This is a genomic window from Candidatus Accumulibacter cognatus (genome assembly GCF_000584975.1).
Lineage (GTDB): Bacteria > Pseudomonadota > Gammaproteobacteria > Burkholderiales > Rhodocyclaceae > Accumulibacter > Accumulibacter cognatus.
In genome coordinates this window covers 12,989-28,336 of sequence record NZ_JDST02000090.1, presented here as the reverse complement: position 1 = coordinate 28,336, position 15,348 = coordinate 12,989, and the positions used below count along the sequence as shown (strand labels likewise).

12 protein-coding genes and 1 pseudogene are annotated in these 15,348 nt (G+C 60.5%); 5 read left to right on the top strand and 8 right to left on the bottom strand.

Annotated elements, in window-relative coordinates; genetic code table 11:
* Nucleotides 1-54: 54 nt before the first annotated feature.
* From AW06_RS16050 to AW06_RS16025, 6 genes and pseudogenes are all read right to left on the bottom strand, one after another.
* Nucleotides 55-459, bottom strand: coding sequence for a hypothetical protein (locus AW06_RS16050; protein ID WP_171047349.1), 405 nt, complete (start codon nt 457-459; stop codon nt 55-57).
* Nucleotides 446-667 (bottom strand): annotated as a pseudogene (locus AW06_RS16045) (HAD hydrolase-like protein); the annotation flags it as partial. The pseudogene AW06_RS16045 and the gene AW06_RS16050, both read right to left, overlap by 14 nt.
* Nucleotides 660-1,358, bottom strand: a complete 699-nt coding sequence (gene ubiG / locus AW06_RS16040) for a bifunctional 2-polyprenyl-6-hydroxyphenol methylase/3-demethylubiquinol 3-O-methyltransferase UbiG (protein ID WP_034952031.1) — start codon at nt 1,356-1,358, stop codon at nt 660-662. The pseudogene AW06_RS16045 and the gene ubiG, both read right to left, overlap by 8 nt.
* 74 nt (nt 1,359-1,432) lie before the next feature.
* A complete protein-coding gene (gene ompA / locus AW06_RS16035) occupies nt 1,433-2,119 on the bottom strand; it encodes an outer membrane protein OmpA (protein ID WP_034952016.1) in 687 nt (228 codons plus the stop codon).
* Nucleotides 2,120-2,196: 77 nt separating this feature from the next.
* Nucleotides 2,197-3,522 (bottom strand): TRZ/ATZ family hydrolase, encoded by a 1,326-nt coding sequence (locus tag AW06_RS16030; protein WP_034952014.1) that lies wholly within the window; start codon nt 3,520-3,522, stop codon nt 2,197-2,199.
* Between the two features lie 69 nt (nt 3,523-3,591).
* The gene (locus AW06_RS16025; protein ID WP_034952012.1) at nt 3,592-4,263 is read right to left on the bottom strand and encodes an OmpA family protein; all 672 of its coding nucleotides are present in this window, start codon (nt 4,261-4,263) and stop codon (nt 3,592-3,594) included.
* 240 nt (nt 4,264-4,503) lie between these two features.
* Here AW06_RS16025 and AW06_RS16020 point away from each other — a divergent pair, with 240 nt between their 5' ends.
* The 4 genes from AW06_RS16020 (at nt 4,504) to mgtE (ending at nt 11,448) form a co-directional block, all read left to right on the top strand.
* Nucleotides 4,504-5,253 carry an NAD-dependent deacylase gene (locus AW06_RS16020; protein WP_034952010.1) on the top strand — a complete coding sequence of 250 codons (750 nt, stop codon included), beginning with the start codon at nt 4,504-4,506 and terminating at the stop codon, nt 5,251-5,253.
* Nucleotides 5,254-5,443: 190 nt separating this feature from the next.
* Nucleotides 5,444-8,875: a transcription-repair coupling factor gene (gene mfd, locus AW06_RS16015; RefSeq protein ID WP_034952008.1), complete on the top strand. Its 3,432-nt coding sequence runs from the start codon at nt 5,444-5,446 to the stop codon at nt 8,873-8,875.
* Nucleotides 8,872-9,945 carry a 3-deoxy-7-phosphoheptulonate synthase gene (locus AW06_RS16010; RefSeq protein ID WP_034952006.1) on the top strand — a complete coding sequence of 358 codons (1,074 nt, stop codon included), beginning with the start codon at nt 8,872-8,874 and terminating at the stop codon, nt 9,943-9,945. The genes mfd and AW06_RS16010 overlap by 4 nt, the downstream gene beginning before the upstream one ends.
* Before the next feature lie 114 nt (nt 9,946-10,059).
* Nucleotides 10,060-11,448, top strand: a complete 1,389-nt coding sequence (gene mgtE, locus AW06_RS16005) for a magnesium transporter (RefSeq protein ID WP_034952004.1) — start codon at nt 10,060-10,062, stop codon at nt 11,446-11,448.
* A 130-nt stretch (nt 11,449-11,578) separates the two neighbouring features.
* Here the strand turns inward: mgtE and AW06_RS16000 are convergent, their stop codons facing one another.
* Both AW06_RS16000 and AW06_RS15995 read right to left on the bottom strand, forming a co-directional pair.
* Nucleotides 11,579-13,057 carry a CYTH and CHAD domain-containing protein gene (locus AW06_RS16000; RefSeq protein ID WP_273704796.1) on the bottom strand — a complete coding sequence of 493 codons (1,479 nt, stop codon included), beginning with the start codon at nt 13,055-13,057 and terminating at the stop codon, nt 11,579-11,581.
* Between the two features lie 28 nt (nt 13,058-13,085).
* A complete protein-coding gene (locus tag AW06_RS15995) occupies nt 13,086-14,183 on the bottom strand; it encodes a potassium channel family protein (protein WP_138678357.1) in 1,098 nt (365 codons plus the stop codon).
* Between the two features lie 477 nt (nt 14,184-14,660).
* Between AW06_RS15995 and AW06_RS15990 the strand changes: the two genes are divergently transcribed.
* A complete protein-coding gene (locus tag AW06_RS15990) occupies nt 14,661-15,344 on the top strand; it encodes a class I SAM-dependent methyltransferase (protein ID WP_046535109.1) in 684 nt (227 codons plus the stop codon).
* Nucleotides 15,345-15,348: the final 4 nt, after the last annotated feature.

The window sequence follows — 15,348 nt, the reverse complement described above, 5'->3', positions numbered from 1 at the left end:
TTATCCCGAACTGACGTTATCAATACTCTTAACGTATCAGAACAGAGTCATGCTTTACCCTTGTGGGCATGAGATGCGTGCTGTTTTCGATAGGAGTTTCGGGGGGTATGATCGCTCAGGTTTTATCTGGACGAGGTTCTTGATGAGCTGTTCGAAGACGGAGACGACGTTGTCGTGAGCGCCCTGGTCCTGGTGGATCCAGCGCCCGAGAGTACGCTTGAGGCGACAGAAGGTGTCGCCCCGGTTGATCAGATAGTGTGCGCGGATGTGGGGATCCAGGAGTTCGCTGGCGGCATAGACAGCCAGAGCATTGAGCTTGTCGCAAAGGATCTTGGCGCCGAAGTCTTGTTGTGCCGCCAACCAGGACATGCCCGAGAGATGTTCGAAACCGAGACGGTGCTGGATCCGTTTAAAGGCTTCCTCAATTCTCCACCGCGAGTGATAGCAGGAAGCGATCATGGAACTCCGCATAGTCCGGATCGCCCTGCTGCATGTCGAGCCCCGCCTTCAGCATGCCCCGGGCACCCTGCGAAGTGAGGGAACGCAAGCGGGCCGCCGGAAGCGCTGCCAAGCCGAGATCAGAGCGCAAGCGGTTGAGTGCCGCCGCCAGATCCGGAGCGGTATCGGCAAAAGTTCCGTCAAGGTCGAACAGGACCGCTTCAAACATTCTTCACAGTGTGCAGCAAGTAATTGACGTCGCAGTCACGGCCGAGAGAATACCGTCCCGTCAAGGGATTGTAGGTCATCCCGCGCAAGTCAAGCGCATCGAGACCAACACTCCTGGCCCAGCGCAGAAGTTCCGATGGCTTGATGAATCTGGCGTAATCGTGAGTACCCCTGGGCAGCATGCGCAGGACATACTCTGCGCCGATCACCGCCAACAGGTAGGCCTTCGGATTGCGGTTGATGGTCGAAAAGAATACATGCCCGCCAGGCTTGACCAGTGCAGCACAAGCGGCAATCGTGCTGGATGGATCGGGAACGTGTTCGAGCATCTCCAGACAGGTGACAACGTCGTAACTGCTGCACTCCTGGGCAGCGAGTTCTTCGGCCGCGATCTTGCGATACTCGACCACCTGCCCGCTTTCGAGCAGGTGCAGGCGGGCCACGCTCAGCGCCTTCTCCGAAAGATCGATACCGGTCACTGCCGCACCTCTTTCGCACATCCCTTCGGAGAGCAAGCCGCCACCACAACCGACGTCAAGCACGCGCTTGCCGGCGAGTGTGCACTGGTCGTCGATCCAATCCAGACGCAGTGGGTTGATGTCGTGCAGGGGCTTGAAATCGCTGCCCGGATCCCACCAGCGATGCGCAAGCTGGCTGAATTTCTCGAGTTCGCTCTGGTCGGCGTTGATCATGGCACCTCGGGTAACCATCACGTAAAAGAAAAAAGCCCTGCAAAAGCAGGGCTTCCGGAAAACACAGGCAGGGATTACTTGGTGCCGATGAGTTCGATATCGACACGACGGTCAGGCTGCAGGCAAGCAATCGTCTTCTTGCTCTTCGGACCTGGGCACTGATCTGGCTTGGTGACCGGATTCTTCTTGCCCTTGCCTTCGGTGTAAACGCGGTTGGCCTCGATGCCCTTGCTGACCAGATAGGCCTTGACCGCGGCGGCACGCTTCTCGGACAGTTTCTGATTATAGGCGTCGGAACCAAAGCGGTCGGTATGGCCAACGGCAATGATCACTTCGAGTTTGATGGCCTTGGACTTGGCGACCACGTCGTCAAGCTTGGCCTTGCCTTCGGGACGCAGCGTCGCCTTGTCGAAATCGAACAGCGCGTCGGCGGCAACCGTGATCTTGTCGCCCGCGGGCTTGCCTGGCGCCGGTGCGGCCGCGCCCGGCGCAGCTTTGGCAACGGCCGGCTCGCAGACCTCCTTGGGCAGCAGATCCTTGTCGCACTTGCAACCCGCCGGATCGTTGGCCGCCGCAGCCGGGGTCCAGAAACCGGTGCGCCAGCAGAGTCCGGCGCCGCTCATCACGACTTCACCGCGTTGGTCGATGACGTATACCCGGTCCAGGGGAATCGAAGTCTGTGCATGAGCAAGCGAGGCGCCAAAGCCGACCGTGGCGGCGGTGAGCAAGGCCATCATGGAGTATTTTGCGGTTCTGTTCATCTAGGTTCCCCTCGTTAGTTGAAGCCTGCGGGCGTGGTCCGCATGGCCTATTGACGCCTCGTTGTTGACCGAACTCATCACGGACGAATTTTATTCTGCCACAAGAGGGCCCGTTTTATCAATCCAATTTCGTTGTTATCAACCAGTTGCCCGTTTTCAACGCGCATCCGGCCCGCCACCCAAACCTCGGAAACATGCTCACGGCCTAGCACGTAGCTGAGATGTGAAACCGGATCGTAACAGGGAACGAGGGCGACATCGTCCAGTCTGACAGCGCATAAGTCGGCCGCTTTGCCGCGGCTGATCGAGCCGATACAGGCGTCGAGACCGAGCGCGCGGGCGCCGCCAAGAGTCGCCATGCGCAATACCCGATGAGCATTGATGGCATCGGCGCGCCCGCTCTGTTCCTTGGCGAGCAGGGCAGCCAGACGCATCTCCTGAAAGATGTCGAGGCGGTTGTTGCTCGCCGCACCGTCTGTACCCAGACCGATGTTGACGCCCCGGGCGGACAGTTCCGTAATCGGAGCAATGCCACTGGCAAGCTTGAGATTGGAACTGGGACAATGTGCCACGGAACAGCCGTGCTGCGCCAGCAGTTCGATTTCATGGCCATTCAGGTGCACGGCGTGCACGGCGATCAGGGCCGGACTGAGAAGACCGAGGCGGCCGAGACGTTCGATTGGGCGCACCCCGAAGCGCTGCAGGCTATCGTCTATTTCCTGAGCAGTTTCATGCAGATGGAGATGAATCGGCAGTTCGATCTGTTCGGCCAGGGTCAGCACCCTGGCAAAGCTCCGCTCGCCAACGGTGTAGGGGGCATGCGGGGCAAGGCAGAAAGACAGCAGCGGTTCCTCCAGCAACTGGTCCCGGACGGCCAGCCCTTTGTCCAGATAATCGTCCGCATCCGCCGCATAGTTGCTTGGAAAGTCGACGGTGATGAGGCCGATCGCGGCGCGCATTCCCGTAGCGAGCGCCGCCTCGGCGGCGGCCCTCGGGAAGAAATACATATCGTTGAAACAGGTGATGCCGCCACGCAGCATCTCGGCGCAGGCCAGCAGCGTACCGTCATGGACAAACTGTGCCGAGACATGCCTCGCCTCGGCTGGCCAGACATGCTCCCGTAGCCACTGCATCAGGGGCAGGTCATCGGCCAGACCGCGCAGCAGACTCATCGCGGCATGGGTGTGCAAATTGATGAGTCCCGGAATCAGCACGTGCTGCGCCAGGCGCTTGCGTGCGCGTGGTGCAAAGCGATCCGCCACCTCGTTCTGCGGGAGGAGGTCGATGATGCGGCCGTGATCGACGACCACGGCATGGTTTTCGAGAACCAGATCGGCTGGATCGACGGGAACGATCCAGCGTGCCTCGATGACGAGGTCGACGGGCGGCAAGGGCATGGTCATCGCACTGACATTCGAAAGACCTAAAAAAAACCCCGCCAGAGCGGGGTTTTCGGAGGCATTTCGCCGGAATTACTTGTTGCCGATGACTTCGATATCGACACGCCGGTCAGGCTGCAGGCAGGCGATGGTCTTCTTGCTCTTCGGACCTGGGCACTGATCAGGCTTGGTGACCGGTTGCGTCTTGCCCTTGCCAGCGGTGATGACGAGGTTGGCTGCGATCCCCTTGCTGACCAGGTAGGTCTTGACCGCGGCAGCGCGCTTCTCGGAGAGTTTCTGGTTGTAGGCGTCGGAACCGAAACGGTCGGTATGGCCGGTGGCCGTGATCAGTTCCAGATTGATCGCCTTGGACTTTGCGACCACTTCATCCAGCTTAGCCTTGCCTTCCGGACGCAAGGTCGCCTTGTCGAAGTCGAACAGCGCGTCGGCAGCAACCGTGATCTTGTCGGCCGAAGGCTTGCTCGCCGGCGGCGCGGCGGCACCTGGCGCAGCCTTGGCGACAGCCGGTTCGCAGACTTCCTTCGGCAGCAGATCCTTGTCGCACTTGCAGCCGGCCGGGTCCTTGGCGGCCGCAGCCGGGGTCCAGAAGCCGGTGCGCCAGCAAAGGCCGGTACCGCTGACCACGACTTCACCGCGTTGGTCGATCACGTAGACGCGATCATTGGCGGTTTGAGCTTGCACGGAGCCAGCCGCCGCAAAGAGGCCGATAGAGGCCAGCAGGGTAGTAATGATTTTCGATTTCAAGATGTTCCTCCTCGAGTAATCTCTGTTAGGTCCGAATGCGTGTAACGCGATGCGATTTTTGCGCAGTCAGGAGATTTAAGCATACAAACTTGATTTGCTTCAAGCATTGGCCTGGCATTGTGTGGCATTTATACAACGATCTAGGCCCGATGGCGGCGCCAGGCGTGCTTCAGTAACCGCGATGACGTCGCTCCGCTGAACATGCGACAATCGCTGCCAGCTTTGACGATGGAGATGCTCATGCAGAATCTGGAATCAATCGCTTCGCTCCTGCGCGAGGCGAGCGAAGTCGTCGTTTTTTCGGGTGCAGGGCTTTCCGCCGATAGTGGCATTCCGACGTTCCGCGACGGGGCAACCGGCCTGTGGAATAACGTCGACCCGGACGAAGTCGCCAGCATTGAAGGATTTCTGCGCAATCCGCAACGTGCCTGGAGCTGGCTGCTGCAACTGCGGAATCTGGTCGATGAAAGGCATCCGAATGCCGGCCATCACGCGATCGCCCGCCTGGACGAAATCTGCTCGGCACAACAATTCACCGTGATTACCCAGAATATCGATGGCTATCACGTGCGCGCCGGGAACCGGCACGTCCTCGAAGTGCATGGCACCATCCACCGGGTGCGTTGTCACCGGCACTGCGGATTTGTCGCCAGCTGGAATCGAGACGCCCTTGAACCTTACGCCTGCCCGGCTTGCGGAGCGCCGGTTCGACCCGATCTGGTGATGTTCGGTGAAACGCTTGATGAAAGCGTCTTCACCGCTGCCGAGAGATCCAGCCTCAAGGCCGATGTATTCTTCTGTGTCGGCACATCATTCACCGTACAACCCGCCGCCCGCCTGCCGCTGTGGGCGAAAAGCGCCGGTGCCGTGGTGGTGGAAGTCAATCCGCACCCGACGCCCTTGTCGGACGTTGCCGATTACTCGATTCGTTGTGGTTCATCCCAGTTCTTCAGCGCGCTCTGCGCAACCCTCGAAGCTGTAGGCCACTGATGCGTGCCAGAGCAGGCAACGAGCCCCCGTTCGTTGCTGGCCACGACGGCTGTAAACAGTGCAGTGCAAATGTCGATCAAGACGGCCGATCAGCCGGCCTGATCGGCTATAATTCCGCCCTTCGCCGCCCAGCCCTGATCGGCATGGGCAGACCCACCCATTTCAGAAGCCGAGTCGCGAGTCGCATTCCTTGTCATTTCCGCTTCCCCGATCGCCATTACCCGAAATCGGCGAAAGGCTTCAGTTTCCTGCAGGCTCTGCTGATGCCCTCCTGATCGCCCAGTCAGCCTCGGAAGCGAGTACTGGCAGCGAGCGGCGTATGCTGGCGGTGCTCACTGCCAGCGCCGGCGACGCACACCGTCTGCTGCAGGAAATCCCCTGGTTCGCGGCTCATCTGCGTGTCCGCCTGCTACCCGACTGGGAAACCCTGCCCTACGACAGCTTCTCTCCACACCACGACCTGGTTTCCGAGCGACTGGCAACGCTCTATGCAGTCATGCGCGGTGAATGTGACGTGCTGCTGGTCCCTGCCGGCACGGCGGTCTACCGTCTCGCACCGCCGGCCTACCTGGCGGCCTACACTTTCTTCCTCAAACAGGGTGAGAAGCTCGACCCGGAACAGTTCCGCGCCCAGATGACCCTGGCCGGTTACACGTTGGTCACGCAAGTCGTGGCACCGGGCGAGTACGCGATCCGTGGCGGTCTCGTCGATCTCTTCCCGATGGGCTCGCCACTGCCTTTCCGCCTCGACCTCTTCGACAACGAGATCGAAAGCATCAAGACTTTCGACGTCGACAACCAGCGCACACTCTATCCCGTACCGGAAGTGCGCCTGCTCCCGGCACGCGAGTTTCCGCTCGACAACACGGGTCGCACCCGTTTCCGCCAGCGCTTTCGGGAGATTTTCGAAGGCGACCCTGGTCGCGCGGGGATCTACAAGGACGTCTCGAATGGCCTCGCGGCGGCCGGCATCGAGTACTGGCTACCCCTTTTCTTCGAGGAAACGGCCACCCTTTTCGACTACCTGCCACGCCACACCGTACTTTGCCTGTACAGCACGGTGCCGGCAGCGATCCGGGACTTCTGGCACGAGGCACAGTCGCGCTACACCATGCTCGCGGGCGACCGTAGCCGCCCGCTGCTGCCACCGGCCGATCTCTTCCTGGCCGAAGAACCGTTCTTCATTGCCGCCAAGGCCTACGCCCGAATCGACTTGAAGGCCGACCATGAAGGGCCGGCACGCGGCCTGCCTGCGCTGGCCATCGACCGCCGCGCTGACAACCCGCTCGGTCGTCTGCAGGCCTTTCTCGCTGCTTTTCCCGGCCGTGTGCTGTTGCTTGCAGAAACCGCCGGGCGCCGTGAAACCTTATCCGGACTGTTCTCGGAATATGGCCTGAAACCACAGGCGAGCGCCAGTTTCAGCGACTTCCTTGCCACCGAAAGCCGCTTGTCGCTGGCGGTTGGCCCGCTGCATGACGGCTTCCAGCTCGCCCAACTAGCGATCGTCACCGAAGCCGAGCTGTACGCCGACAGTCCGTCGCGGCGAACTCGCCACGTGGCTCAGCGCAGGGCGTCGGTCGACAACTGGCTGCGGGATCTCACAGAATTGAAGGTAGGTTCGCCGGTCGTGCATGAGCAACACGGCATCGGACGTTATCGGGGCCTGGTCCACCTTGATCTGGGCGAAGGCGAGATGGAGTTCCTCGAACTGCACTACGCCGGCGATGCCAGGCTCTATGTCCCCGTATCGCAGCTACACGTCATCGCGCGCTACTCTGGCTCCGACCCGGATACGGCACCATTGCATACCCTCGGCTCTCAGCAATGGGAAAAAGCCAAGCGCTGTGCCGCCCTGCAGGCTCGCGACACCGCCGCAGAACTCCTCGCGCTCTATGCCCTGCGATCGGCCAGACAGGGCCATGCCTGCGAGTTCACGACCCATGACTATGACGCTTTCGCAGACGGTTTCGGTTTCGAAGAAACGCCTGACCAGGCCACAGCCATCGCTGCAGTCATCGAGGACATGAAATCAGGCCGGCCGATGGACCGCCTGGTCTGTGGCGACGTCGGCTTCGGCAAGACCGAGGTAGCCTTGCGAGCTGCTTTCTGCGCAGTCGCCGGAGGCCGGCAGGTTGCCGTTCTCTGCCCGACGACCCTGCTCTGCGAACAACATTTCCAGACTTTCAGCGACCGTTTTGCCGACTGGCCAGTCAGAATCGCCGAACTCTCTCGTTTCAAGACCGGAAAGGAAGCGGCACAGGCCCTTCAGGAACTGGGCGACGGCAGGCTCGATATCGTCATCGGAACACACAGGCTGCTGCAAAAAGACGTGCGTTTCAGCCGTCTCGGGCTAGTCATCATTGATGAGGAACACCGCTTTGGCGTCCGCCAGAAGGAAACGCTGAAAGCGCTGCGTGCCGAGGTCGACGTGCTGACCCTGACCGCAACACCGATCCCGCGCACGCTCGCGATGTCGCTTGAAGGCCTGCGCGACTTTTCGGTGATCGCCACCGCGCCGCAGAAACGCCTGGCGATCAAGACCTTCGTCAACCGATATTCCGACGGCGTCATACGTGAAGCACTGTTGCGAGAATTCAAGCGCGGTGGGCAAGTCTATTTCCTGCACAACGAAGTCGACACCATCGGGAACATGCGCGACAAGCTCGCCAAGCTATTGCCCGAAGCTCGCATCGTCGTCGGCCACGGCCAGATGAATGAGCGCGATCTGGAAAGGGTGATGCGCGACTTCACGCAACAACGGGCCAATCTGCTGCTGTGCACTACGATCATCGAAACCGGCATCGACAACCCGCACGCCAATACCATCATCATCAACCGTGCCGAAAAATTCGGTCTCGCCCAGTTGCATCAGTTACGCGGCCGGGTCGGACGCTCGCACCATCAGGCCTACGCCTATCTTCTGACGCACGACGAGGCAGCGCTCAACAAGCAGGCCAGGCAGCGTCTGGAGGCGATCCAGATGATGGACGAACTCGGTGCCGGTTTCTATCTGGCGATGCACGACCTCGAAATCCGTGGTGCTGGCGAGGTGCTCGGTGCCAACCAGTCCGGGGAAATGCAGGAAGTCGGTTTCAACCTGTTCACCGAGATGCTCAATCGCGCCGTCGCAGCGCTCAAACTGGGCAAGGAGCCAGACCTGATGCAGCCATTGGCGATCACCACCGAAATCAAGCTGCACACGCCCGCCCTGCTCCCCGACGACTACGCTCCCGACGTCCACGAAAGGCTGACGCTTTACAAGCGCCTTGCCGACTGCGTGACCGCGGAGGCCCTGGCCGACCTGCAGGAAGAGCTGATCGATCGCTTCGGAGCATTGCCATCACAGGCTCGCGCTCTGCTCGACAGCCACCGACTGCGCCTGCTCTGCAGGCCTCTCGGGATCAGCAAGCTCGACGCCAACGCCGAGCAGATCGTCGTACAGTTTGAAGCCAAGCCGCCGATCGATCCGATGCGCATCATCCATTTGATCCAGAAGGACCGCAACTACCGCTTGGCTGGACAGGACAAGCTGATTCTCAAACGCCACTGCACGAGCCTTGGCGACCGCGTTGCCGCGGTCAAGGACATCATTCATCAACTGAGCACGCAGGCAAACCCATGACCACCTTTGACATCGACAACATCAACGTTACCGCCTTCGACCCCATGCCTTCGCCGGAGGAAATTCACGCCCAACTGCCTCTCTCGACAAGCGCTGCCCGCTTGGTCATGCGCGGCCGGGAGGTCTTGCGCAACATTCTCGACCGCAGCGACCCGCGCCTCTTTGTCGTCGTCGGTCCGTGCTCGATCCATGATCCGATCGCCGGACTGGACTATGCGCAACGTTTGAAGGCTCTCGCCGATGAGGTCAGCGAGACGCTCTACCTGGTGATGCGCGTCTATTTCGAGAAGCCGCGCACGACCACCGGCTGGAAAGGCTATATCAATGACCCGGATATGGACGATTCCTTCCGTGTCGACCAGGGAATGCTGAAGGCCCGCGAATTTCTCCTCAAGCTTGCCGAACTCGGCCTGCCCGCCGGCACCGAGGCGCTCGACCCGATCGCGCCGCAGTATCTTGGCGACCTGATCTCCTGGACAGCGATCGGCGCGCGCACCACCGAATCGCAAACGCATCGGGAGATATCGTCGGGGCTGTCGACCCCGGTCGGCTTCAAGAACGGCACCAACGGCGATATCGGCATTGCCGTCAATGCCATCCTCTCGGCTGCACGGCCACACAGCTTCCTGGGCATCAACGCCCAGGGGCGCACGGCCATCGTTCGTACACGCGGCAACCGTTATGGTCACCTGGTTCTGCGCGGCGGCGACGGGCGTCCCAACTACGATACGGTCAGCGTGCAGATCACCGAGCAGGCGCTGCGCAAGGCGGGTCTGCCCATCAACATCGTGGTCGACTGTTCGCACGCCAATAGCTACAAGAAGCATGAGTGGCAGCCGCTGGTGATGGCTGATGCCGTCAACCAGGTCCGGCTCGGCAATCAGTCTTTGGTCGGAATGATGATCGAGTCAAATATCGTCGCCGGCAACCAGGCGATCCCGGAAGATCTCTCGCAACTCAAATATGGCTGTTCGGTCACTGACGCCTGTGTCGACTGGCAGACCACCGAGCAAATGATCCGCAATGCCGCCGGACTGCTGCACGAGGTGCTACCCGGTCGAACCGGTTGAGGTACAACCGCCCCGCCCTCTATTCTGACTAATTGATGGACCAATGAACAACCTCCGGGTAGACTGCCGGGTTTGACGATCAATCATACACACTGCATATCGGGGGGAACTGTCATGCAAATCAATGTCGAAACCAAGCCGGTTGCCTCTGCCGCCTACAACACCCGGAAGAAGCGACTCGTCGAAACCATCGACCGACTGTATCACCGCAATGCCAAGGCGTCGCTGCAGAAGGTGATCTCCAGGCTTCACCCGGCTGACATGGCATCGATCCTCGACGAGTTGCCCCTAGAGCATGTGGTGGACATCTTCTACACGATCAGCGACACGGCCATGGCGGCTGAAGTCTTCAGCCAGTTGTCGCCTAGCCTGCGTACGGAGGTGATGACCGAGTCGCCAATCGAACAGCTGGCGGCGGTCCTGCAACACGTGGCGCCGGACGATCTGGCCGACCTCGTCGGGGATTTGCCCGAAGATCAACGGGCGCAACTGATGGCCTTGCTCGACCGGGAAAGCAAGGATGAAGTCGAAAGCCTGCTCCAGTACGACCCGAACAGCGCTGGCGGCATCATGACCACCGACTTTTTCTCGCTCCCGCACACCCTGATGGTCGAAGAAGCGATCGAAAACATTCGCGGCCGCGAAGACGTCGAGATGGTTTTCTATCTCTATCTGACCGATGAAGCAGGGCGGCTGGTCGGTGTCGTGTCGTTGCGGCAGTTGCTGCTGGCCCGACCGGGAACGCCTCTCGACAAGGTCATGAACCGGCGCGTGATGAAGGTCACCACGGATGCCGACCAGACCACCGTCGCCATGCTGGTCGAAAAGTATCACCTGCTGGCCGTACCGGTGGTCGACGAGGAGAATGTGTTGGTCGGAATGGTCACGGTCGATGACGTCATCGATGTCCTTGAGGAAGAGACGACGCGCGACATGCTGAAAATGGCCGGTACCAGCGAGTCGGAAACGCTCACCCACTCGGCCTTCAAGATCGCGGGTATCCGTCTGCCCTGGCTGCTCGCCGCGTTCATCGGCGGTCTCGCGGCGACCGCGGTAATCGGGCGATATGAAGCGATTCTCGGTGAGGTACTGGTATTGAGCGCCTTCCTGCCAGTGGTCATGGGCATGGCCGGCAACGTCGGTGTGCAATCGGCTACCGTCGCGGTACGTGGCCTGGCGACCGGTGCGATCGACATCCGCGATACCGTGCCACTGGTGCTCAAGGAGTTGCGCGTCGGTCTGCTGCTCGGTGGTTTCTACGGCGTGATCCTGGCCACCTACGGCTACCTGATGTACGACAGCCTCAGTCTTGGGCAGGTGGTCGGTCTGACGATCCTCGGCAACATGACTGGCGCAGCCTTGCTGGCCGTGCTCCTGCCGATGATCTTTCAGCGCCTGAAGGTGGACCCGGCGGTTGCCACCGGTCCGTTCGTGACTACCGCCATCGACATTCTCGGTGTTCTCAACTACTTTGTGATTGCCAGCTGGATTTACAAATTGTAGCCGAACAGCCATCCTGCCGGACAGCGCCCCAGCCAGCGTCGCCCCATTCGCTGCCGGCACAGCCGTACAGCGACAAGCTCTGGCGGCGCACCGGCCTCCCAGCCGGCGCGAATAAATCTTCACGAGTCGTCTACCCGGCTTTCCAGGGTACCGGCTGTTGCTGAAAATCGTTGAGTCGCTTGGCGAATTCCGGTAGCAACGAATCGGTCTGGGCCGCCAGCCAGTCTGCAATCCCCTGTCCTTGACCAGCAGTTGGCGCATCGGCAGCGAGTTGCGAAGCGACCGCCAGGTCGTTGAGACGCCCGAGCAAGTCCTGCAGGTCACTGGCCGACTGGTGGTAATTCGCCAGCAGCGGGCCGGCCAGAATCGGGGTAAAGAACTCGACTGCGTAGCGCAGTTGCTTGAACGCGACGCGCAGGCGGTGACGAGCCGCATCATCATCCGTTCCCAGCGCAGCCGCGGCGCGTTCCTGGACGCGCCTGGCGCGCTTGTTGAGGCAACGTGGGACGAAGTGTGCGAGCGACCCGGCGGCATCATCCGGCAGGGCCTGGGTGGCGGCACTGAAATCGATCAAAAGACGCGAATACGCTACCGACTTGAGCGCGCTTCTGCTCGCCTGGCGACTGTTCGCACAGCGCCTCAGGGCATGGCTCGACAGCCGCTCGACCTCGACCCTGCCAGGCAGAGCATCGGCTAGTGCAGGCAAAGTTTCCGCAATGAAGACATCCCAGTTGCGGGTTTCACCCAATTTGTTCGCCAGTTCCTGCCAGAGTGGATCGAAACGGGTCACGAAATTCTCTGGCAACCGTGACTGCCAGAGACGCATCGCCGATCGTAGCCGACGGATGGCGACGCGCGCCTGATGAACGAACTCGGGCTCGTCGCTCTGGCAGACACCGGCTTCGTTGTATTGCAGATGGTTCAGGCAGGACAGGGCGATCAGGCGAAAGGCTTCGATGCTCGACATGGCGGCGTCGGTCGGCACGGGCAGTGCTTTTACCGCCGTCAGCGGCAGGTCGTCCAGCAGACGGTAGGCACGCTCGGCCTTGCTGCTGGCTGCTGGGTGCAGCGGCAGGCTGGCCTGCAACTCAGCGGCCACGGCGAACAAATCGCTGACCGTTCCGTCGAGCAGTTCCAGTTCGATCTCTCGGATCGTCTGGCGTTGCCCCCGCGCCTCGATCCAGCCGCGGTCCAGTGCCAGTTCGATGCGCACCCCCGCGCGCGGTTCCAGCAGCCAGGTGTGGCGCATGAAGTGGGTTGTAAAAGCGGGTTGAAGACTCTCCCGAAGCGATTCGAGCAACTCGCGGACACTGCCATCCAAATGCGAAAAATCGAACTCTCCGGGCCGGCTGTGAACTTCCCACTCGCTACGCTGCGCCAGTCCGGCGGTAAGCATCGGCGCAGTCTTGACGGTCAGCAGCCACTGCCGGCCCTTCTGACGGTGTCGAACGACCATCCGCTCGCGCCGCAGGCGCTTGTCATGGGTATCGTAATAAGTATTGATCAGCAGTTGCCGACGTCGCTCGATGTTGCTCAACATGGCTTGCTTGGCCAACGCACTCGCAGTGCGAGCCGACAGGGACAGCTTGATTTCAGTTTCGGTGGCCATCGCCAACCCTCATGTTGGAGAAAGAAAATTAGGACATCTTTTCGATCAGATGTGCCTTGAGTTGTGCACGTCCCGAAGGATTGGCCAGAGCGATGATGATGCTGCCAGCGTGGATGATGTCATCAACCTTAGGATTGAATATCCAGGCACCATCCTGCTCGCGTACCGCCAACAGGATATAGTCCGGGCTGCGCAGACGCAGGTCGCCGACACGAGTCTGCGGGAAATTGGCAGGCACCGGAACCTCTTCGACACGCACGTTCTTGTCCGACCGGATCATCTCGTCGAGAAAGCCGACGACGTGCGGCCGGACCATCGCTGACGCCAGGCGAATGCCGCCTGTGAAATCCGGAGAAATCACCGCGTCGGCACCCGCCTTGCGCATTTTTTCGACATTTCGCAGTTCCTGGGCGCGAGCCACGATGCGCAAGCGCGGGTTGAGTTGTCTGGCGGTAATGATGATCATCAGATTGCGTGAATCGTCACCGGTGACGGCAAACAGGCCGCGGGCATCCTCGATATCTGCTGCCTCCATCAGATCATCGTCGGAAGCATCGCCATGCAGATAGAGCAGTGCGGGAAATTTGTCGAGGTTCTCCTCGAAACGCTCCACTTCGATGTCGATGGCGACGAAATGCCGGCCGGTATTATGCAGTTCGCGACCGACGCTACGGCCGACCCGCCCGAAACCGCAAATGATGAAATGCTGCCGTAGCTTATGAATGCTATTTTCCATCCGTCGTCTCCGCAGGGAATAATCCAGATCCTTCTCAAGGAAAAACACGGACAGGCTGGTGAACAGGAAGGTCAGCGCGCCCAGGCCAGAAATGGCAATGAAACCAGCGAAAAGGCGATCCTGAAGCGAATGGAGAGGGACAATCTCGCCATAACCCACCGTCGAGATGCTGATCAGGGTCATATATACCGCATCGGACCAGTTCCCGTTGTCACCGGCAATCCGATAGAAACCGAGTATCCCGACAATGGTCAACGCCAACACTGCTATGCCCGCCCATACGATACGCAGGACAATGCGCCGTAATTGCGTCGCTACACCCGCCTCGGATTCCCGTATACGGCGAAGGCGGCGAAGGCGCTGGCGAGCCTGCAACTGATCGTCAAACATGCAAACAAGAGGTGTCGGATTGGAATCGGATCATCATCGGGAAAGCTTGGCTGACGATGGCGGAATCAGGCCAGCAGCAGGGCCTGATATGCCGAGTGGGCGAGATTGGCACATCCGCGAACGATTGTCCACGCTTGCGACATTATAGCGGCCACCTTTCTAACGGCCACCTTTCCAGCCGCAAAATTCTACCGTGGAAAGCGACCAAGGCCAGCAAGATTCCGATCTGGTGGCGATTGTCGCCGCAGCCGCGTGCTAACGGTCATCACTTTTCCAGGCCCTCGAGATGATGAAAGTTGTTTCCCCCTTTCTCCGACCACTTCACGCCAGCAGGAGAGGGGAGATTAGTGAGTTAGTGAGTCACTGACGCCACTTTGGCATGAATCTGCAATTCATCGTGGAGTATCCGCACGCAATGGGTTTACCATCCCCTCTAGGACCATCCTGCGCAGACCCGTTCAGTCACCGGCCACGACCATGCCATCATTTACCCCCACACTCGAACAAATCACTGCCCGGACACTCGCCCATTACCAGCAATGTGCCGAAGACTTTCGCGAAGGCACCCGCAACCACGACGTGAGTCAGAACATCGCCGCGCTCCTGCGCCACATCCGTGGCCAGCCACCCTTCACGATTCTCGACTTCGGCTGCGGCCCGGGCCGCGACCTCAAGGCCTTTACCCGCCTCGGTCATCGGGCTGTCGGGCTGGACGGAGCCGCGAACTTCGTCGAGATGGCACGCAGCGACACGGGTTGCACGGTCTGGGAACAGGATTTCCTGAGTCTTGATCTTCCCTCAGGGGATTTCGACGGGGTATTCGCCAATGCCTCGCTGTTTCATGTCCCCAGCCGGGCATTGCCGCGCGTTCTGCGACAACTGCATGCCGCCCTCAAGCCCGACGGCGTCCTGTTCTGCTCAAACCCTCGCGGGGACAACCAGGAAGGCTGGCATGACGGACGCTATGGGGTCTTTCACGACCTCGCAGCCTGGCGACGCTGGATGCTGGGTGCGGACTTCGTCGAACTCGAGCACTATTACCGCCCGACCGGCCTGCCGTGCGCGCAACAGCCCTGGCTTGCCAGTGTCTGGCGCCGGGTGGCCGGGAACGGCGCGCCCCTGCACCCTTCCTTCCGGGTTCGGAAAATGGACGATTCATGAGTCG

What these genes read in the sequence shown, in the direction of transcription:
- AW06_RS16050 (WP_171047349.1), bottom strand. Translation starts at nt 459, where the DNA reads ATGATCGCTTCCTGCTATCACTCGCGGTGGAGAATTGAGGAAGCCTTT.
- ubiG (WP_034952031.1), bottom strand. Translation starts at nt 1,358, where the DNA reads ATGATCAACGCCGACCAGAGCGAACTCGAGAAATTCAGCCAGCTTGCG.
- ompA (WP_034952016.1), bottom strand. Translation starts at nt 2,119, where the DNA reads ATGAACAGAACCGCAAAATACTCCATGATGGCCTTGCTCACCGCCGCC.
- AW06_RS16030 (WP_034952014.1), bottom strand. Translation starts at nt 3,522, where the DNA reads ATGACCATGCCCTTGCCGCCCGTCGACCTCGTCATCGAGGCACGCTGG.
- AW06_RS16020 (WP_034952010.1), top strand. Translation starts at nt 4,504, where the DNA reads ATGCAGAATCTGGAATCAATCGCTTCGCTCCTGCGCGAGGCGAGCGAA.
- AW06_RS16010 (WP_034952006.1), top strand. Translation starts at nt 8,872, where the DNA reads ATGACCACCTTTGACATCGACAACATCAACGTTACCGCCTTCGACCCC.
- mgtE (WP_034952004.1), top strand. Translation starts at nt 10,060, where the DNA reads ATGCAAATCAATGTCGAAACCAAGCCGGTTGCCTCTGCCGCCTACAAC.
- AW06_RS16000 (WP_273704796.1), bottom strand. Translation starts at nt 13,057, where the DNA reads ATGGCCACCGAAACTGAAATCAAGCTGTCCCTGTCGGCTCGCACTGCG.
- AW06_RS15995 (WP_138678357.1), bottom strand. Translation starts at nt 14,183, where the DNA reads ATGTTTGACGATCAGTTGCAGGCTCGCCAGCGCCTTCGCCGCCTTCGC.
- AW06_RS15990 (WP_046535109.1), top strand. Translation starts at nt 14,661, where the DNA reads ATGCCATCATTTACCCCCACACTCGAACAAATCACTGCCCGGACACTC.